The organism is Spirosoma litoris (assembly GCF_054776755.1).
In genome coordinates, this window is sequence record NZ_BAAHBI010000035.1 from 591,846 (window position 1) to 611,212 (window position 19,367).

General features: G+C 47.1%; 17 protein-coding genes. 6 read left to right on the forward strand and 11 right to left on the reverse strand.

What is annotated here, in order from left to right; all coding sequences use genetic code 11:
• Positions 1–65: 65 nt before the first annotated feature.
• A complete protein-coding gene (locus ACYVGR_RS21790) occupies positions 66–1,454 on the reverse strand; it encodes a Gfo/Idh/MocA family protein (RefSeq protein ID WP_460960603.1) in 1,389 nt (462 codons plus the stop codon).
• Positions 1,455–1,508: 54 nt separating this feature from the next.
• The gene (locus ACYVGR_RS21795; protein WP_460960605.1) at positions 1,509–2,309 is read right to left on the reverse strand and encodes an NIPSNAP family protein; all 801 of its coding nucleotides are present in this window, start codon (positions 2,307–2,309) and stop codon (positions 1,509–1,511) included.
• A gap of 252 nt (positions 2,310–2,561) precedes the next feature.
• Here ACYVGR_RS21795 and ACYVGR_RS21800 point away from each other — a divergent pair, with 252 nt between their 5' ends.
• On the forward strand, positions 2,562–3,524 hold the full coding sequence (locus ACYVGR_RS21800; RefSeq protein WP_460960607.1) for an alpha-E domain-containing protein: 963 nt from the start codon (positions 2,562–2,564) through the stop codon (positions 3,522–3,524).
• 78 nt (positions 3,525–3,602) lie between these two features.
• Here the strand turns inward: ACYVGR_RS21800 and glgB are convergent, their stop codons facing one another.
• The 3 genes from glgB to ACYVGR_RS21815 form a co-directional block, all read right to left on the reverse strand.
• On the reverse strand, positions 3,603–5,618 hold the full coding sequence (gene glgB / locus ACYVGR_RS21805; protein WP_460960609.1) for a 1,4-alpha-glucan branching protein GlgB: 2,016 nt from the start codon (positions 5,616–5,618) through the stop codon (positions 3,603–3,605).
• A gap of 114 nt (positions 5,619–5,732) precedes the next feature.
• The gene (locus tag ACYVGR_RS21810) at positions 5,733–7,394 is read right to left on the reverse strand and encodes a putative maltokinase (RefSeq protein WP_460960818.1); all 1,662 of its coding nucleotides are present in this window, start codon (positions 7,392–7,394) and stop codon (positions 5,733–5,735) included.
• A gap of 194 nt (positions 7,395–7,588) precedes the next feature.
• Positions 7,589–7,987, reverse strand: coding sequence for a hypothetical protein (locus ACYVGR_RS21815; RefSeq protein WP_460960611.1), 399 nt, complete (start codon positions 7,985–7,987; stop codon positions 7,589–7,591).
• A gap of 275 nt (positions 7,988–8,262) precedes the next feature.
• Between ACYVGR_RS21815 and pgeF the strand changes: the two genes are divergently transcribed.
• Positions 8,263–9,030 carry a peptidoglycan editing factor PgeF gene (pgeF, locus tag ACYVGR_RS21820; RefSeq protein ID WP_460960613.1) on the forward strand — a complete coding sequence of 256 codons (768 nt, stop codon included), beginning with the start codon at positions 8,263–8,265 and terminating at the stop codon, positions 9,028–9,030.
• Positions 9,031–9,097: 67 nt separating this feature from the next.
• Complete coding sequence (locus tag ACYVGR_RS21825; protein ID WP_460960615.1) at positions 9,098–9,340, forward strand: GlsB/YeaQ/YmgE family stress response membrane protein; 243 nt, start codon at positions 9,098–9,100, stop codon at positions 9,338–9,340.
• Positions 9,341–9,424: 84 nt separating this feature from the next.
• Here ACYVGR_RS21825 and ACYVGR_RS21830 read toward each other — a convergent pair whose 3' ends face one another.
• Positions 9,425–10,567: an acyl-CoA dehydrogenase family protein gene (locus ACYVGR_RS21830; RefSeq protein ID WP_460960618.1), complete on the reverse strand. Its 1,143-nt coding sequence runs from the start codon at positions 10,565–10,567 to the stop codon at positions 9,425–9,427.
• A gap of 367 nt (positions 10,568–10,934) precedes the next feature.
• Between ACYVGR_RS21830 and ACYVGR_RS21835 the strand changes: the two genes are divergently transcribed.
• Together ACYVGR_RS21835 and ACYVGR_RS21840 are read left to right on the forward strand one after the other, a co-directional pair.
• Positions 10,935–12,266, forward strand: a complete 1,332-nt coding sequence (locus tag ACYVGR_RS21835) for a UDP-glucose dehydrogenase family protein (protein WP_460960620.1) — start codon at positions 10,935–10,937, stop codon at positions 12,264–12,266.
• A 56-nt stretch (positions 12,267–12,322) separates the two neighbouring features.
• Positions 12,323–13,303: a UDP-glucuronic acid decarboxylase family protein gene (locus ACYVGR_RS21840; RefSeq protein ID WP_460960622.1), complete on the forward strand. Its 981-nt coding sequence runs from the start codon at positions 12,323–12,325 to the stop codon at positions 13,301–13,303.
• Between the two features lie 111 nt (positions 13,304–13,414).
• Here ACYVGR_RS21840 and lpxB read toward each other — a convergent pair whose 3' ends face one another.
• Complete coding sequence (gene lpxB / locus ACYVGR_RS21845; protein WP_460960624.1) at positions 13,415–14,536, reverse strand: lipid-A-disaccharide synthase; 1,122 nt, start codon at positions 14,534–14,536, stop codon at positions 13,415–13,417.
• A gap of 75 nt (positions 14,537–14,611) precedes the next feature.
• A complete protein-coding gene (locus tag ACYVGR_RS21850) occupies positions 14,612–15,028 on the reverse strand; it encodes a 6-pyruvoyl trahydropterin synthase family protein (protein WP_182458037.1) in 417 nt (138 codons plus the stop codon).
• A 267-nt stretch (positions 15,029–15,295) separates the two neighbouring features.
• Here ACYVGR_RS21850 and rfaD point away from each other — a divergent pair, with 267 nt between their 5' ends.
• Positions 15,296–16,261, forward strand: coding sequence for an ADP-glyceromanno-heptose 6-epimerase (rfaD, locus tag ACYVGR_RS21855; protein ID WP_460960627.1), 966 nt, complete (start codon positions 15,296–15,298; stop codon positions 16,259–16,261).
• 140 nt (positions 16,262–16,401) lie between these two features.
• On the opposite strand, the gene ACYVGR_RS21860 is transcribed toward rfaD, so the two are convergent.
• The 3 genes from ACYVGR_RS21860 to ACYVGR_RS21870 form a co-directional block, all read right to left on the reverse strand.
• A complete protein-coding gene (locus tag ACYVGR_RS21860; protein ID WP_460960629.1) occupies positions 16,402–17,730 on the reverse strand; it encodes a sensor histidine kinase in 1,329 nt (442 codons plus the stop codon).
• The gene (locus ACYVGR_RS21865; protein ID WP_460960631.1) at positions 17,727–18,398 is read right to left on the reverse strand and encodes a response regulator transcription factor; all 672 of its coding nucleotides are present in this window, start codon (positions 18,396–18,398) and stop codon (positions 17,727–17,729) included. Before ACYVGR_RS21865 ends, ACYVGR_RS21860 begins: the two co-directional genes overlap by 4 nt.
• Before the next feature lie 101 nt (positions 18,399–18,499).
• Complete coding sequence (locus tag ACYVGR_RS21870; protein ID WP_460960633.1) at positions 18,500–19,321, reverse strand: hypothetical protein; 822 nt, start codon at positions 19,319–19,321, stop codon at positions 18,500–18,502.
• Positions 19,322–19,367: the final 46 nt, after the last annotated feature.

The following is a 19,367-nucleotide window of genomic DNA, read 5'->3' on the forward strand; positions in this document are numbered from 1 at the left end:
TTCTGGAAGTATAATCATAGTCAGTCAGTTAAATCACAAAAATCCTGGCGGGGCCGCCCGCGCGGTCAAACAGTTGGTTCCGGCCCTCTGAACGCATCTTTCTTTGTTATCGTCTCCAGTTTCACGGGTTTGCCTTCGCGGGCTGATTGGTAAATCGCTTCCATGATCTTCTGATCCTGAAGTCCTTCTTCGCCAGGTGTAAAAGGCGTTTTATTCTCCAGCAAACATGCCGAAAAATGATCGATTTCGGTAGCGAAGTGGTCTTTGTCGGCAATATTGTGCTGGATAATCTGGTTTTCTGTACCCTGTGCCTGACTCGTTTCCAGCTTTAGACCCGTATACGGAAAAGCGGGGTCCATCTTAATCCAACCTGTATCGGCAAGTACCCGATAGCTTTTATCATCGTGGTGACCATAACTGGTACCGCAACTGGCCTGCACACCACTCGGAAATTTCATTAACCAATTTACCTGTTCTTCAACCTCTTTGAAACGTGGATCGTTGGGCGTACTGTGTACGTATCCTATAACTTCCGTAGGTTCTTCAGCCAGCACAAACCGAATTGTATTCAGGCAATACAAGCCTACATCAGGCAGTGAACCGCCACCCGCCAAGGCTTTATTGAACCGCCAGTGCTTAGGATTGTCAGAGTTTTGACCGTTGTTGGCAATGATGCTTTTCACCTTGCCAAACTGTTCTTTCTGTACCATATCGCGCACCATTTTGTTGTGCGGTTCATATTGAATCCGGTAGGCAATCATGAGCTTACGGTCCGCCTTTTTGCAGGCGTCGATCATTGCCTGACATTCGGCTACCGAGTTGGCCATCGGCTTTTCGCATAAAATATGCTTACCAGCCTGCGCCCCCCGAATCGTATACTCGGCATGCATGCCGTTGGGTAATACAATGTAAATGGCCTGAACTTCCTTGTTATCGCGCAGTTTATCGTAGTCGGCATAGCTATAACAGCTCTCTTTTTTGACACCGTATTGGGTCGCTACTTTCTGCATTTTTTCGGGATTACCACTCACCAGGGCCACTACTTTTGATTTGGTGCAAGCTCCGAAAGCGGGCAGAATCTGGTTGAGCGTAAGGTGGCCGAGACCAACTAGCGCATAGCCAATACGCTTGTCTGCGGCCATTGGCGTGGGTGTAGGACCTTCCTGCTGCTCAGTTTTCGCTTTTATCTGTTCGAGTTCAATGGGTTTACTGGGATCAGCAGGAACATCGGCAGGTGGAGAGACGGCCGGAAGCTTGGGGACAGAGCCGTTGGGTGTGCTAGCGGCTGAAGAAGCATTCGTAGCTTCGGATTTCTTGTCGCAGGCAACTAACGTGCTGCCTAATGCGCCAACGGCCAGACTACGGCCTGTGAACTGAAGAAAATCCTGGCGCGATAAAGTAGCCAGCTCAGCATTGTCAACGAGCGTGGCCACTAAACGATCAATCGGTTTCATAACGTTGGTTGTTTACGTCAGAAACCGATTGATGAAAGAGGTTGTTTGCCGGAGTTATTTAATTGGCGAGTAATCTGTCGGTACCATATAGACCGACTCTACTTTGGTTGTTAGCGATCCGCCTGCATTTTTTTCCGATTCTTCTTTAACGGCAATCCACTTCGGGTCTTTACGGAATTCTTCGAAATGCGCTTTGCCTTCAGCTTCGCTGGGGTGAGCCAGAATGTAAACCAGTTTAGGCTGAGCATTGGGGTCTTTTTCCTGTGTGATCCAGTAGCCAATGTGCGTCATGCCATGTTTGCTGAATAGTTTGATGGTATGGTCGCGGAAACGAGCCAGCAAGTTATCCAGTTTGCCGGGAGTAGGCGTATAGGTACGCAGCTCGAAGGTGCGGGCGGGCGATTTCTGGCCTACTTTGATCTTGGGCGAAATGTCTGACTCGGTCATGAAAATCTGATCGACATGATCAACCAGTTTGCCATTAGCTTCGGTTTTAGCCACAACGGCTTTCCATTCGGGATCGCTGCCGAAGGCCTTCCAGGACGCATCGCGGGCTTCCCGGCTGGGGTAAGCCAGGATGTAAATCAATTCTTTTTTGGTTGTATCGGTAGGCGTCCAGTACCCGATATTTTCCATCCCGTGTTTCTCGAAAATCTTTGTCGTATACTGCCGGAATCGATCCACAATTTCGGCATATTTACCTGGCGTTGGGTAATAGATTCGAACTTCATAAAATTTAGTGCTTGGGGCAGTACCAGACTGCTCCGCCTTGACTGGATTTGGCTTAGGCATGGCAAAGGTGGTCGTACTAAGGAGCAGGCCAAAAGTGAGTAATGAATACAATTTACAGGTCATATGATTGCGTAACTTAGGAGTAAAGATATACTTCATACTATATAAGAAATAAAGCCTGGTTTTCTAACCGCGTGCTTATGTTTTGATCGATCCTTTTAGCCGTTCTAACTGGTATATATCGAAAACTATGAGAGACTTTTAAATAGATGATTGTTTTGTGGACAGGTTATAATTGGTTTTATTGTCTTGTTGAACCAGTACAAATCCCTATTTTTGTTGGTCATCCACCGTTTTATCCCAACTTTATACGTTATGCTGAGTCGCGTTGCCAATTCTGTTTACTGGATGCATCGTTACATTGAGCGGGCTGAAAATTATGCCCGTTTCATGAGTGTGAATTTTAATCTGGCCCTCGATTTGCCGCCCAATGTTGATCAGCAGTGGGAGCCTTTGTTGATTGCTACGGCTGATAATGACCTCTTTAAGGAGTTTTACAAGCTTCCTACCCGGGAAAATGTGATTCAGTTTATGACCTTCGATAAGCGGAATCCGAACTCGATCGTGTCATGTTTGAGCTACGCGCGTGAGAATGCCCGGACCATTCGCGAAGTAATTTCGAAAGAAATGTGGGAACACCTGAATCAGTTTTATCTGATGGTGCGTGACACATCGCCAAAGCAAGAGTGGGGAGAGATTCAGACGCAGAATTTTTTTACGGAAATTCGGAACAGCATCCAGCTTTTTTACGGCATTATCGACGCAACCATTACGCGTAACGAAGCCTGGCATTTTGGGCGATTGGGTCGTTTTCTGGAGCGTGCTGATAAAACATCGCGCTTCCTGGATGTGAAATATTTCACCCTGCTCCCCGAAGTAGAATTGGTGGGGTCGACCATCGATCTGATGATTTGGTCGGCTGTGTTGAAGTCGGTTAGTGCCTATAACATGCACCGCCAGCAGTATCGGTCGCTAACGCCCGCCAGCATTGTGGAATTCCTGATTCTGGACAAGATGTTCCCACGTGCGGTTGCCCATTGCATTCGGCAGGCTGAGTTGTCGCTTTATGAGATTTCGGGTAACAACATTACCGGAGGATTTGGAAATTCAGCCGAACGGGCGATTTCGAAGCTTCGTACCGAAATCGAGTTTACCGAAACCGGTGATATCTTCAAAGCGGGTTTGCACCAATATCTCGATAATTTTCAGACGCGGACCAACGAAGCGGCCGTGGCCGTTTTCGAAACCTATTTCGATCTGAAGCCGATAGAAGTTTAATTAGTGATTGAATGATTGAGTGATTGAGTGAGTACCACATGTTAGCTTTATTCACTCAATCACTCAATCATTCAATCACTAATTAACTAACTTCAGAACGACCGCGCCCAATGGGGGCACATTAATCTGAAGCGATTGAGGACGGCCGTGCCACGTTTCGCCTTCGCTGGCAATGGGCGATGCGTTGGTAACACCACTACCATAAAACTCAGTTGCGTCGCTGTTAAAGACTTCCTGATAAGTTCCGGCCAAAGGCACACCAATGCGATAATTGGTTCGTGGAATTGGGGTCATGTTCAGGATGATCAGCAAGAAGTCGTCAGGGTTATTGCCTTTGCGGCAATAGGTAACAACCGTGTTTTCGCGGTCTGTTGTATCAATCCATTCAAAGCCGTCGGCCGTGAAATTCCGTTCGTATAAGGCTGGTTCGGATTTATAGAGGTTATTGAGCGCTTTTACACAAGCTGCCATGCCTTTATGCGGACCGTAATTCAGCAAATGCCAGTCAAGACTGTTATCGAATTTCCACTCAGATGTTTGCCCAAATTCACCGCCCATAAATAGCAGTTTGGTGCCTGAGTGCGTAAACATATACGCGAACAACAACCTCAGGTTAGCAAAGCGTTGCCACTCATCTCCCGGCATTTTACCCACCAGCGATTGCTTGCCATACACCACTTCATCATGCGAAAGAGGCAGCATGAAGTTTTCTGTAAAGGCATAAATCGTACTGAAGGTCAGTTCATCCTGGTGAAACTTGCGGAAAGCCGGATCGCGCTCGAAATACCGAAGGGTGTCGTTCATCCAGCCCATCATCCATTTCATGCCAAAGCCCAAGCCACCCGTATAAACGGGTCTTGATACACCGGGGAACGCGGTCGATTCTTCGGCAATTGTTTGGGTATCAGGATATTCTTTGTAGATAGCTTCGTTGATTTCCTTGAATAGCGAGATTGTATCCAGGTTTTCTCGACCACCAAACATATTAGGCTCCCATTCGCCTGCATTTCGGGAGTAATCCAGATAGAGCATCGACGCAACCGCATCGACACGGAGTCCATCGGCGTGGCAACGATCGAGCCAGAATAAGGCATTACTTATCAGAAACGAACGTACTTCAGGCCGACCATAGTTGAAAACGTAGCTTTTCCAGTCTGGATGATAGCCTTTCCGCATGTCGGGATGTTCGTACAAATGCGAACCATCGAACTCGTATAAGCCATGTGCATCGCCTGGAAAGTGGGAGGGAACCCAGTCCAGCAGCACGCCAATGCCTGCCTGGTGTAGCCGATCAACGAGTTGCATGAACTCCTGAGGTGTACCAAATCGGCTACTCGGCGCAAAATAACCTGTAATCTGGTACCCCCACGAAGGCGCGTAAGGATATTGCATTACCGGCATGAACTCAACGTGCGTAAAGCCCATATCCTGTAGGTATGGCACCAGCGCGTCGGCAATTTCGCCATAACTCAGCTCTCGCTCAGGGTTACCTGGATCACGTCGCCAGGAGGCCATGTGCATCTCATACACCGAAATAGGCGCGTTGAGCGAATTTTTAGTATGGCGATTGGCCATCCAATCCTGATCGTTCCATTCGTAGTAGGTATCCCAAACGACCGAAGCGGTTTTGGGCGGAACTTCCCACCAGTGGGCGTAGGGATCGCCTTTTTCCAGTTCACGGCCACTTTCGTGAACAATAAAATACTTATAGGTTTCGCCCCGACCAATATGGGGAATGAATCCCTCCCAAATACCCGACGAATCCCACCGAACATTTAAGGGATGGCTGCCTTTATCCCAGCCATTGAAATTACCAATAACGGCCACATAACGGGCCGAAGGCGCCCAGACCGCGAAATAAGTCCCTATAACGCCATTGTATTCGACGGTATGCGAGCCAAATTTTTCGTAAAGCCGCTGGTGCTTTCCTGCCCGAAACAAATGAATATCGAAATCGGTGAATCGAGAATAGGGGCCGTCGTTCTGTGTTAGCGCTTCGGCCGGAGCTGCCTGGCTAATGGCTGGTTCAGGTAAGGTGGGTTGTATCGACGAGTCGGTTTGTGCCGAGGGCGTAGTCGTTTTGCGTTTTGCCATAGGTTAAAAGGGTAGTGCGCTCATGGTAGAACGCAATAGGAGTCGGAAAGTTAGAAAAAAAGCGGGATGGTCAACGTAGGTATTATTTTTCGCTAAGGGTGGTTCGTTCGTAAACTACGCACCTTTCGTTTGTAACAAGCCTGTTTGTAGCATCGGGACATCAGGCACGGAGCTTCCATCGCTCAGGCGAATTTTTTCGATTTCGCGAATAACGTCAATGATGCCTTTAAGCGGAATTTTCACCCAGGCTGGCCGGTAGCTGATTTCGTAACCTAGTTCATACACCGCTTTTTCGAGCAGGTAAATCAAGAGCAAAAAGTTGATTTCACTGTTGTTTTTGAACAGGGGATGAGGTGCCCCAAAAACATCGAGATAGGCGTCGAGAAATGTGTCGCGAATCAAATAAAACCAGCGATCGGATACGCGCTGCAAATGGTCGGGATCGAGGTTGTCGGTTTCAGTTGAGTTGAACAATTTAGCTGACACCGCATAGTGATACGACCGAATCATACCCGCCACATCTTTCAGGGGCGAATGCTTGATCTTGCGTTCGGTAATGGTGCTTTCGGGTTCACCTTCAAAGTCGATAATTACGAAATCACTAGTGGTTGCCAGCACTTGCCCAAGGTGATAATCGCCGTGAATTCGAATGCGAAGTGAGTCGAGCGGGCGGGTCCGGAAATCGGCAATGAATGTTTCGATCATTTCCTTGGCTTCCATAAACACCCAGGCCAAGCGCTGCGCCAGCGGATCGAGTTTGGTGTAATTGTCAATCAGAAGCGCATAGCGTCGCTCAAGCAGATCTTCAAAGCGCTTAATCAAAAACGTACGATACTCGTCGGTAAACGGTTCGGGAGCAAAAGCGGGATCGGTTGGTGCGCCCTCCCGATCGGGTTTATACAGCGCGCAATGCATTTCGCCTGTTCGCTTACCCAGCAATTCAACTTTATCGAATACATCTTCCCGAATGGCAAACATGCGTTGAGGAACTCCGTACAGGAAATCATTTAAGTAATCGCCAGTCTGCATCCAGGAATCTTTGTCGTTTGGCACCATACGTTGCACCATGCCCAGCGTTACATCGGGACTCGCAGGGCGTTTCCAGATAATGCTACCACCGAAAGCCGGAATGTGCGTAAAGTTGCTTTCATCGGTCAAAAAGGCCACCATATCCACTTCGGGGTTCGTTTCCTCGAAGAGTTTTCGGTAGAGTTTCAGAAAATATTTATCGCCGAATGTCATGGCCGAGTTGCTCGAATCGACGGGCAGTACCCGAGAGGGTAGGTTGCTGTCGCCTTCTTCCAGACCTTGGCCCCGGTGAAAAGTTAGTTGGCCGTTGGCCTGGGCAAACGATTGATTCTGATAAATCGCCGTAAATAAGACCTGTCGGAATCGCTCATCGTAAATCGCATCAATCAATAAGCCCGTTTGTTCAGCGATTGTCACTTCGCCAATACGGCCTTTTTCGGGTACGTCGGCCAACGTAATTACGTCTGTTTTGCTCAGAAATGAAACCGGTAAAAGGTAGTGTTCTGGCACACCATCGGCATAACTGGCCTCCAGAATTAGCAGGAATGCCAGCTCATCATCAGGCAGCTTGAGTGAGTGGATCGTCTGTATTGAAAAGCCAGACTGTTGGCGTGCTTTTCCTGCAAACCAGCGACACGTATTTATGTAGGTTGGTAATAAGTTTTGCGCCAATAGGGTCCAAAAATTTGTATCGGTGGCAATAGCGGGCCAAGCAAGGGTAGATGATAAGGGCTGATTACTGAGCATGAGCGGCATTCTGAAATACGTTCTTAGCAAGCAGTTTTCACCGTGTATTGTTTTCACGACGAAGGTCAAAAATTTCTTGAATATAGAATAAATATTTCAACTCAATAGACAGATTAAACTTTCCTCCCTTAACATAGAAAACCCTCACTCAGCCAGACTGAGCAAGGGTTTTGATTCGTAGTGAATGATGAAATCTAGTTTATCGAAATGGTACGGCTAGCGGTGATTGGCTGAGAGGTTGAGATCGTCACGTTCTGAATGGTGGTTTCTACCCCATTGGTCACTTCTACCTGATACACGCCGTCGGCCAGTTCGGTCATATTCAAACGTACTCGGTAGTTGCGTTCGTTTTTACCAACATGCTCGCTGTAGAGCACTTTGCCATCGGTTCCTTTTAGGCGAACATCAACTGCTCCGCCCTTTTCTTTATCAAGGGCAATGTTGAGTTGGCCATAAGGCGTTGTGTAAATGCCTGTTTTGTAGGCTACTGCGGTTGCAGAACGTGTACCTGGATTAGCATCAGCTAATGATACTGTTGACGAAGCGACACCGAGCGTAAGAACGAATGCGATTGATTGGATGAGCGTTTTCATGTTGGTTATGTGTTTAAGGGGTTGTTGTCTACTATTTATGGTTGTTGCTTACTGTTTAGCGGGGTTGTTCCCGATTTGTTGAGTCAAAGGTATAGGCTATAGCTGGTACTATGCATTGCAAACTACTGGAATGGTTGGATAACTGGATGAATGGTGAGAAAGCAAGGATGATTGAGGGAATGGCTAGGTTGAACTGTGGCAAAAAGTGCAGGAGCGGCAGTTCTGCGTATTAGCGTATAATAATGGTTAACTTTGGTGAGCCAATTTTCCGTATTATGATGACTGAGCTTACCGTTGCATCGCTCCATATAAGTCCTGCCATTTTCGATCCGTTTCCAGATCTCATTGCGGCCGAGAGTACCCGGCATGGGGGAGTTAGTCCAGTTCCTTTTTCGTCGCTTAACTTAGGTATCAATACCGACGATAGTCAGTCCAATGTCGATGAGAACCGTCGTCGTTTCTTTGCTGCAATAGGCGCGCCAGCACACGTATTTGCCTCATCGTATCAGGTGCATGGAACGGAGATTTTGTACACTGCTGAGGCTGGGCGTTTCGAGGGGTACGATGCGTTGATTACAGATAAACCCGGTTTGCTGATTGGGGTAACGGTTGCTGATTGTGTGCCGATTTTGATTTATGATTCAAAACATCGGGCGGTGGCAGCTATCCATGCGGGTTGGCGCGGAACTGTTGGTGGCATTGTGACGAAAACGCTTGACCGAATGAAGCAACAATTTGGAACCTCTGCCGAGCATTGTTATGCGTATATCGGGACATGTATCGATGAATGCTCGTTTGAAGTGGGCGCAGAAGTGGCCGAACAGTTTGAGTCAGAAATGAAACGGGTTGATGCTGAAACGGGTAAAGGATACATTGATTTAAAACGGGCCAATACCCAACAACTCACTGACTTTGGCATTCCTGTTGAGCAGATTGGGGTGTCGTCTTTTTCAACGGTACTGAATAACAGAGACTTCTTTTCACACCGTGCCGAATACGGACAAACCGGACGGATGTTAGCCATAATTGGCTTAGCAGGCTAAACAAAATAGACGAGTCCCGGTTATATAACTGTTTTTACTAATCACTCAACGCTTAATAATCATAATCATGGGACTCTTAGTATCAATTTTGGTAGGTGCCGTAGCCGGTTGGCTGGCCGATCTTGTATTCAAACGGTTTTCGTTTTCGCTGTTCGCTGAAATCCTACTCGGTATTGCCGGTGGATTTGTGGGTGGCTTGATATTTGGCAGTGGTGGTAGCGTTCTCGATCAGATTCTCACCGCTTTTGTTGGTGCTGTTATTATTCTCGGTATTGCCGCCTTAATCAAAGGGCGTAGTCGTACGGTGTAAAAAGGGGGAGCAAAGGAGAAAAGGGAAAAAGGAGTTGCATTTAGTACCCTTTTTCCCTTTCCTCCCCTTTCTCCTTTACTCCCTTTACTTCAATATCTGCCTCGAAATCACCAGCTTCTGGATTTCGCTGGTTCCCTCTCCGATTGTACAGAGCTTGGCGTCCCGGTAAAACTTCTCCACCGGAAAATCCTTTATATAGCCATAGCCTCCAAAAATCTGAACTGCTTCATTAGCCACGCGTACGGCTGTTTCCGACGCAAACAATTTAGCCATTGCCGACTCTTTCGTAACCGATTTGCCAGCATCTTTTAGGTCGGCAGCCTGATACGTCAGGAGCTTGGCGGCTTCAATTTCAGTAGCCATATCGGCGAGTTTAAAGCTGATTCCCTGAAAATTAGCAATCGGCTGGCCGAACTGTTCACGCTCCTGAGCGTAGGCGAGGGCTGCATCGTAAGCACCATAGGCAATGCCCAGACTTAGGGCTGCTATCGAAATCCGGCCGCCATCAAGAACTTTCAGCGACTGTACAAAACCATCGCCAACAGCACCGAGTCGTTGACTATCTGGAATTCGGCAATCCTGAAACAGCATTTCCGCCGTTTCTGACGCACGCATTCCTAATTTATCTTCTTTCCGACCGCCTGAAAAGCCAGGTGTGTTCCGCTCAATAATGAAAGCTGTTGCATTATGTGGTTTATTCGGTTCGCCTGTACGCGCAATAACTACAGCTACATTACTGCTTTTACCGTGCGTAATAAAGTTTTTTGACCCGTTCAACACCCAACTCCCCGATTCATCGCGGACCGCTGTTGTGCGCATGTTGCCAGCATCGGAACCTGTGTTGGGTTCGGTTAACCCCCAGGCGCCCAGCCATTCGCCGGTTGCTAGTCGGGGCAGATAATCTTGTTTCTGTTGTTCATTGCCAAATAATAGTATGTGGTTGGTACAGAGTGAATTGTGTGCAGCCATCGACAAGCCAACTGACCCATCGACACGGGCCAATTCGACAATAGCTGTTACATATTCACGATAGCCAAGGCCCGTTCCGTTATAAGTCGTAGGAACAAGCATGCCCATCAGCCCCTGATCGCCTAACTGGCGAAACAGTTCTGTTGGAAAGTGCTGATCTTCGTCCCATTGACGGATATTTGGACGGATAAGTCGTTCACTTAAATCGCGTACTGACTGAGCTATTAATTCTTGATTTTCTACAATTTCGTTTGTCATAAAAGTAAGCTGCCTGCTACCGTGTGTGAATAGTAATTTCAATAAATTCTGGTTTAACTCCAATCTTTTTTTCGCTGCCCTTAGCAATTATGCCATTTCGCTCTGAAATGGACCTACACGCATAGAACAGGCAGTTATTAGATGAAATAGAGTAACTTGTAATTGCTCTCTGTTGTTCAATGGTGTCAGATTCACACTTTAAGCTAATTTTCGAAAGATCCAATTCTCAGGTGGCCGCTTAATCAATCATTACATCACAATTGGGTAAGAATTCTAGGCTGGTATAAAAAAACTCCTATTTTTGTGACATCAGACAAGTAAACTAGTCTGTATAAATTACTATAGAAATTTTAGATGATATAACTACATGAAACTAGCAGTTGTTGGAACCGGATACGTGGGCTTAGTTACTGGAACATGCTTTGCCGAAACGGGTAATCAGGTTACGTGTGTTGATATTGATGTACGTAAAGTTGAAAAACTAAATAATGGAATAGTTCCTATCTACGAACCCGGTTTGGAAACTTTGTTTCATCGGAACGTTGAGGAAGGACGACTGTCGTTTACCACAAATTTGGAAGAAGGTATTAAAGGAGCGGAAGTGATCTTCCTCGCCTTACCAACTCCTCCCGGTGAAGATGGCTCGGCCGATTTGAAATATATTCTGAAAGTAGCCAGCGATCTCGGCCCAATTCTGAGTCAGTATGCGGTTATTGTCGATAAAAGTACAGTGCCCGTTGGTACCGCCGAGAAAGTGTATGCCCATATTGCCGACAATGCCAAGGTTGATTTTGATGTAGTATCGAACCCTGAGTTTTTGCGGGAAGGGGTAGCTGTCGAAGACTTTATGAAGCCGGATCGTGTTGTCATCGGAACGAAATCTGATCGCGCAAAAGCCGTTATGAATCGGCTTTATGCACCGTTGGTACGTCAGGGCAACCCCGTTATTTTCATGGACGAGCGTTCGGCCGAAATGACCAAATATGCCGCCAATGCGTTCCTGGCCACGAAAATTACGTTTATGAACGAAATCGCTAACCTGTGCGAACGGGCAGGTGCCAACGTCGATGATATTCGCCGGGGTATCGGTACCGACAGCCGGATTGGTAAGCGGTTCCTGTTTGCCGGCATTGGTTATGGCGGAAGTTGTTTCCCAAAAGATGTACAAGCGTTGGCTAAAACAGCCAAAGACTTCGATTATGATTTCAAAGTGTTGAAGTCTGTAATGGAGGTGAATTATCTGCAAAAAACGAAGTTACTGCCACAGATTCTGGGCCACTTTGGTGGAGATTTAACCGGTAAAACAATTGCCGTTTGGGGGCTGGCCTTTAAACCTTATACCGACGATATTCGTGAAGCGCCTGCTCTGGATAATATCCGGGCATTGATCGAGGCTGGCGCGAAAGTGACCGTTTACGATCCAGAAGCCATGGATAATGTACGAGAGCAAATTGGTAATGCCGTTACCTACGCTCACACGCAATATGCTGCTTTGGACGATGCTGATGCGCTGGTAGTCATTACCGAATGGCCACTCTTCCGCACGCCTGATTTCGACAAAATGAATTTACTATTGAAAAATAGACTAATTTTCGACGGCCGTAATGTATACGAACTCGACCAGATGCGAGAACAGAACTATACCTATTATTCGGTCGGCCGCGAAACTGTTCTGGCTCCAGTAGAGCAAAAAATTTAAATCTGTTTGTAGGACCGAGCGAGGGCTACCTACAAACTACAAACCTTTTCTGTTAAATGAAGCGTGTACTAATTACTGGCGGAGCCGGATTTTTGGGATCGCACCTCTGCGATCGGTTTATCAAAGAGGGCTACCACGTGATGGCAATGGATAATCTTATTACGGGCGATATCCGTAATATTGAGCACCTATTCCATCTGCCAAATTTTGAGTTCTATCATCACGATGTATCTAAATACATCCATGTGCCGGGCGAATTGGATTACATCCTGCATTTTGCCTCGCCCGCCAGCCCGATTGATTACCTCAAAATTCCAATTCCGACGCTGAAAGTAGGTTCGTTGGGTATTCACAACTGTCTTGGTTTGGCAAGGGTCAAGGGTGCCCGCGTTCTGATCGCGTCTACTTCAGAAATATACGGAGATCCAAATGTTCACCCACAGCCCGAAGAATATTGGGGTAATGTGAATCCGGTAGGTCCTCGGGGTGTATATGATGAAGCGAAGCGGTTTCAGGAAGCCATTACGATGGCGTACCACACCTACCACGGTCTGGAAACACGTATCGTTCGTATTTTTAATACGTATGGTCCTCGCATGCGCCTGAACGATGGTCGGGTATTGCCCGCCTTTATTGGTCAGGCATTGCGCGGTGAAGACCTAACCGTTTTCGGTGACGGAAGTCAGACTCGTTCGTTCTGTTACGTAGATGATCTGGTAGAAGGTATTTACCGATTGCTACTCAGCGACTATGTCTACCCCGTTAATATTGGTAACCCGTCGGAAATTACAATTAAGGAGTTTGGTGAAGAGATTATCAAACTGACGGGAACAACCCAGCAGTTGATCTTCAAAGACTTACCTACCGATGATCCAAAGCAACGGCAGCCCGATATTACAAAAGCAAAGGCTATTTTGGGCTGGGAGCCTAAAGTTTCCCGAGCAGAAGGGTTAAAAGTAACCTACGATTATTTCAAGAGTTTGCCGGAAGAAGAACTCTATAAGGCAGCTTATCACCGCGAGTTTGTGAAGCAGTAATCGCTATTGTAGTTACTAAAAAAATTCATAATTTTACTTCAGTAACTGCCTTGGCAGTACACCTTTAGCTGTCTAATAAAAACCTGCGAGCCACATGGCGTGCAGGTTTTTTTATGAAGCTAACTTTTGTAAATCGGCTACCATTAGCTGACCCGCTCGTTCAGATGCGCCCGGTTCGCCCATTTTTTGCTGGACAACAGCATAGCCAGCCAACTGAACGTCCCGACCAGCATTACCGGGTAAAATAGCGCGAAGTTCTGTTGTCGTGCGCTCCAGCGTAAGATCGTTTTGAATCAACTCTTTGACCACTTCGCGATCGGCAATCAGGTTTACGAGCGAGATAAACGGTACGGCAATGAGCCGTTTGGCAATTGCATAGCTAATGCCGGTCGTTTTGTAACAAACTACCTGCGGGATGTTCAGAAGGGCCGTTTCGAGGGTAGCCGTTCCGGAAGTAACGAGCGCGGCCGTCGATACTTGGAGCAGGTCATAGGCGGCATCCTCAACGCGTTTCACGTTGGGATAATTAGCCAGTAAGTTGTCGTAGAGTTCTTTAGGTAGATTACTTACCGTACCAACAACGAATTGGTAATTTGGGAACTGACGGGTAACCTGTAGCATTACGGGCAGAATTGACGTAATTTCCTGATGACGGCTTCCGGGTAATAACGCAATAATTGGTGTATTGCCTAAGTCGTTTGTGGAACGAAAGGCTGGGTCTGGCTGGAATTCGGCTAGTGCGTCGAGCAACGGGTTACCAACATAGTCGACCTTGTAATCGTATTTTGAAAAGAACTCCGTTTCAAACGGCAGAATGGTAAACAGCTTGTCGACGGTTGCTTTGATTTTCAGGGCGCGACGCTGATTCCAGGCCCAAACTTTAGGGGAGATGTAGTAAAATACCCGAATACCATGCTTCTTCGCGAATCGAGCCATGCGAAGGTTAAAACCAGCATAGTCGATGAGAATTAAGGCGTCGGGACGATGGGCCAACAGATCAGCCTGGCATTCACGCATAATCCGACGGATGGTGCCGAAATTCTTGACGACTTCCAGAAATCCCATAAACGCCATCTCGCGGTAATGGCGCACGAGCACTGCTCCAGCGGCTTCCATTTGTTCACCACCATAAGCCCGAAACTGTGCAGAGGGATCGTGGTGCTGAATGGCTCGTATTAAATTAGCGCCATGAAGGTCGCCAGAACGTTCGCCGGCAATGAGGTAATAGTTCATGTATGATATATGATATAAGACGTATGACACATGCGATAAGGCATACATCCTATATCATATATCATACATGGGAACCTATTCGCCGAAGTAATCGACAAAGTTTTTTGGCGTTTCGTAGAGCCGGAGCTGGTGCAGGTGCGCTTCGGTAACGTTTGCCAGCGCACGCTCCAGAATTTTCCAGATTTCCATGATAAAGATTTCGCAGCTGGCCATTTTGCCCTGCATAAAATCGACATCAAGATTCAGGTTCTTGTGGTCAACTTTCTCAATAACTTCCCGCCGGATGATGTCTCCCAATAATTTTAGGTCAATCACAAAGCCTGTATCCGGGTCGGGTTCACCTTTGACGGTTACAATTAATTCGAAGTTATGTCCATGCCAATTTATATTGGCACAGGGACCAAAAACCTCTTTGTTTCGCTCTTCCGACCAGTTTGGATTATAGAGCCGGTGGGCTGCGTTGAAGTGCTCAATTCTGTTAATATAGACCATTTTTCTGGTTTAGATGGGGCGGTTGCCAGAAACGCCGATTTGAAAATTGGGTGCAAAGGTACGAACTGTTTGGCCGCTATAAAAGTGCCCGCATCAGCAGATGTACTATACAGAGAGAAATTTGTTGTATTTGAAAAGTACAATTTAATCACTAAATCTGCTATTCCATTCTCCAATAGAAAACATGTATCTTTACGGGCGTTTTTCCTTCATTCGCACTGATACCTACCTAATTATCACGACGAACACGTTTACTGCCACCACTTTATGATTATTGTTACGGGAGCCGCCGGTTTTATCGGAAGCTGTTTGATCAGCAAATTGAATCAGGAAAACTTCAATTTCATTATTGCAGTAGATGATTTCTCATACCCCGAAAAAGAGGCTAATCTGGCTGGAAAACGCATTCAGGAGCGGGTTGATCGAGAGGATTTTTTTGATTGGCTCGACCAGAATTATCAGGAAGTCGAATTTATTTTCCACATTGGCGCACGTACCGATACAACCGAGTTTGATCGTCAGATTTTTGAGCATTTGAATGTCGAATACTCCAAACAAATCTGGAATCGCTGCATCGACTATCAAATTCCACTGGTGTATGCCTCTTCGGCTGCAACGTACGGTCTTGGCGAATTAGGCTACGACGACAATGAATCGCTGATCCCTCAGCTGAAACCGCTAAATCCCTACGGCGATTCGAAGAACGAGTTCGATATTTGGGTACTCGAACAGGAACGTAAACCCTTCTTCTGGGCTGGCCTGAAATTCTTCAATGTATACGGTCCTAATGAGTACCATAAGGGACGGATGGCATCCGTGATTTTTCATACCTATCACCAGATTAAAAAGTCGGGGCAAATGAAGTTGTTCCGATCACATAATCCAGATTTTGCCGATGGCGAACAGATGCGTGATTTCGTTTATGTTAAAGATGTAATTGAGGTTTGCTCGTTCCTCATGCATCACCGGCGCAATTCAGGTATCTATAACCTCGGTAGCGGCAAAGCACGCACATTCCTCGATCTGGCTAAGAATACGTTTTATGCGCTTGGTCTGGAGCCTGAAATTGACTTTATCGATACACCCGCCGATATCCGCGACAAGTATCAGTATTTTACGCAGGCCAATATGTCTAAGCTTCGTTCAATAGGCTACGAGAAACATTTTCACTCGCTTGAAGATGGGATTGCCGATTATGTAACGAATTATCTGAGCAAAGGTCAATATCTGTAATTAGCCAAATCTTACCGCTCATTCGATCGGTTGATTGATAGTAACTAGTGCTTTACCAAAGTAGCTTCTGTAGCTTCTATCGGATTCTCCTGATAATCATTACCTAATCCATCGATTAGAATCAAAAGAAGCTCTAGAATCTAAATTGGACAAGTATTAGTAGGCGATGAGGGCAAGGATAGTTCACTGGTGAAGGTAAACGCCTGCCAGTCAAGATGTAATTCTCCGTGTAGTAATGTTGTTAACCGATGACTGATCCAAAGCCCTAAACCGTGCCCTTCTTTGAAGGGGTCGGCCTGAAAAAAGGGCTGCATCAAATCGATTATGGGGCCGTTTTCGCGGGTAGTCTGGTTCTGTACCTGGATTTTCCAACCATCCGTGTAGTGTAGATTAATCAGGACTGTACTGTTCGGAACGGCGTACTTAATGGCATTTTCGACTAGATTTAGAAGAATATGCTGGAGCTTAACCGCATCGGTAAGAATAGTTTCCTGACTCGCTTCTTCTACATCCAACCGCGTGGTTACGTCATAATCCTCTGCGACGGTTGCCAACTGAGCAATGCAGCGACGAATTAAAACGGGTACGCTGATTTCGGTTAAATTCAACGGTTGAGCTGCTTCATCGGGTCGGCTAAGGGTTAAAAATTCATCGATTAAGCGCGCTAATCGACTCACCTCATCTAATTGACTGGTCAAAAATGGTTTGATACTGGCATCGGCACGCTCATTCGCTATCGTTACTTCTAGTCCGGTTTTCATAACGGTTAAAGGCGTGCGTAACTCGTGGGCGGCTGCTCCAAAGAAATTTTGTTGCAAATCCACATTCTCCCGAATCCTGGCCAACATCCGGTTCAGCGTGTCGGTCAGCTGATAAATCTCATCGCGTGTTTTGGGCAATGTAAGTTGGCTGCTGTTACCAGCTTTACTAATTGTATTGGCTTGATTAATAATGGCTTGTATCGGTCGTAATAACCAGCCTGCGGCACCATAACCAGCGGCAAAAGCTAGGACCAAACTGACTAGCCAACCCAGGCCAAACAACCACCGAAGCTGATGAATATCTTGCCGCAAACTGGCGTCAGGCACTACAAGCGTCAACAGAATTTGTCCCTCCGATAGCTGATCTGAAGTCGTTTGTACGGTTAATTCTCGATAGGAATCATATCTGGGGAACCTATGCCTATCCTTGTGAGGGCCACCTGGAAAACCAGGGCTTCGGAAAAGCTCTCGCGTGTGTCCGTAGGTGCGATAAACGACCAGCACCCGCTCCTGATCGGTGGGTAAGGGAAGAACAACCGGATCTACACTTACCAGCGAGAGGAGCCATTCGGCTCTTGTTCGGACGGCACGGTCGAAAGCGGTTTGCAAACTGCGCTCGGCCCGATTGAGCATCATCCAGCCCGACAGCAGGCTGACTGCCGCAAACACTGCCGTAACGGCTAGAACAATGCGGCTGCGTAGACTCATGTTGTTTTGAAGCGATAACCCCGGCCGATAAGCGTTTCAATCAGGCCCGTTCTGCCGAGTGAATCCAGCTTTTTTCGGAGCTGATAGATATGGACTTCAATTACATTGCTGCCCATATCGAAATCGACGGACCAGACTTTTTCGGTAATTTCATTTTTGGTGACTAACTGCCCAGCCCGACGCATGAGTAATTCGAGCAACGAGAATTCGCGGTTGGTGAGGTCAAGCGTTGTGCCGTTTTTAAGTACCTCATGCGAAACCAGTCGCATTTCCACATCCGCCACGCGCAACACGACATTATCGCTGGTGGTGGTTCGGCGTTGTAAAACCCGAATGCGTGCTAAAAGCTCGTTGAAATCGAATGGCTTTCGCATGTAATCGACAGCGCCGAGATCTAATCCATGCACCACTTTATCCGAATCGCTGAGCGCCGACAGAATAATGACGGGAACCGTTATCCCAAATGTTCGAAGGTTTTGCAAGACCTCGAAGCCAGTCTGACCGGGCAGCATCAGATCAAGCAGCACCAGATCATATAGCCCACCAGCCAGAAAATCAAGGCCCTCTGAACCCGAATGCGTCAGATCGGCGACGTGGCCATGTTGCTCCAGACCCTGCTTAATAAATCGGGCCAGTTTACGCTCATCTTCGATAACCAGGATTTTCACGAGAATAAAAGAGCGAAAGAGCGAAAGAGTGAATGAGTGAATGAGTGAAAATCTTCGAGTTAGCTCTCACTCTTTCATTCATTCACTCTTTCGCCATTAAGTTAGCGAACCAAATATTGTTGTCCATTAATCGTTAATACCGACGCCCGGAGAATATTCATTTTTTCTAACTGCACCTGTCCTTCCCGCAGGCTTTTGGGATAACCCTGAACGGTGATGGTACTCCCTTTTTTGGCCAGATCGGTTAGCTGATAGGCTACATGCGGTGGAATGCTGACAATTGTTTTGTCGTCCAGCACCAGACCATTTACACGTCCTCCACGATCAAGTCGATAATCAGCAATTTTTCCGGTAGCGGTCACTAACGCTGGCGTTTCGGGAGCAGTTGCCGGATGGGTAGGAGGGGTGTCAAAAACCGTTGTTCTACCAGCGGTCAGGCTGTTCATTCTGAACACGTTTTCGCCGTTAGTACCGTTCACCGAATACCCTGAAATACTCACGTTACTGCCCGTTTTGATCGCCTTCTGAACCTGCTGACCTAAGTGGGCAGGAAATTTCACGGTAGTGGCGGGTCCCGAACCGGCGTTAAGCGTAAAGCCGTCCAGAATGGCATCATCGTTGCCAATCCATTGACCAACTGTTCCCGAAACAGTGGTTAGGGACGTAAGTCCCTGATGATGGCCACCCTGAAATCCTTGAGGTCCCTGTGGGTTTCCCTGACCAACCGGTCCACCCCGATGTCTGCCGTGTCGAGGACCAGGGCCGTCTGGCTGCTGGTGTCCCGGAAATTCGGGGCGAGGGGCATTAATGGCTACATCAGCAGGAGGGTTCCCTGGGTCTGGTGCCTGTTGGGCCTTTGCAAAAGGCGAGGCCAGAGTAGCTGTCAGTAACGTAAGTGCGATTAATTTAGCGTTGGTTTCCATAGTCAATTTGTTGTTTACTGTTGATTATGGAAGCAAAGCTATAGCC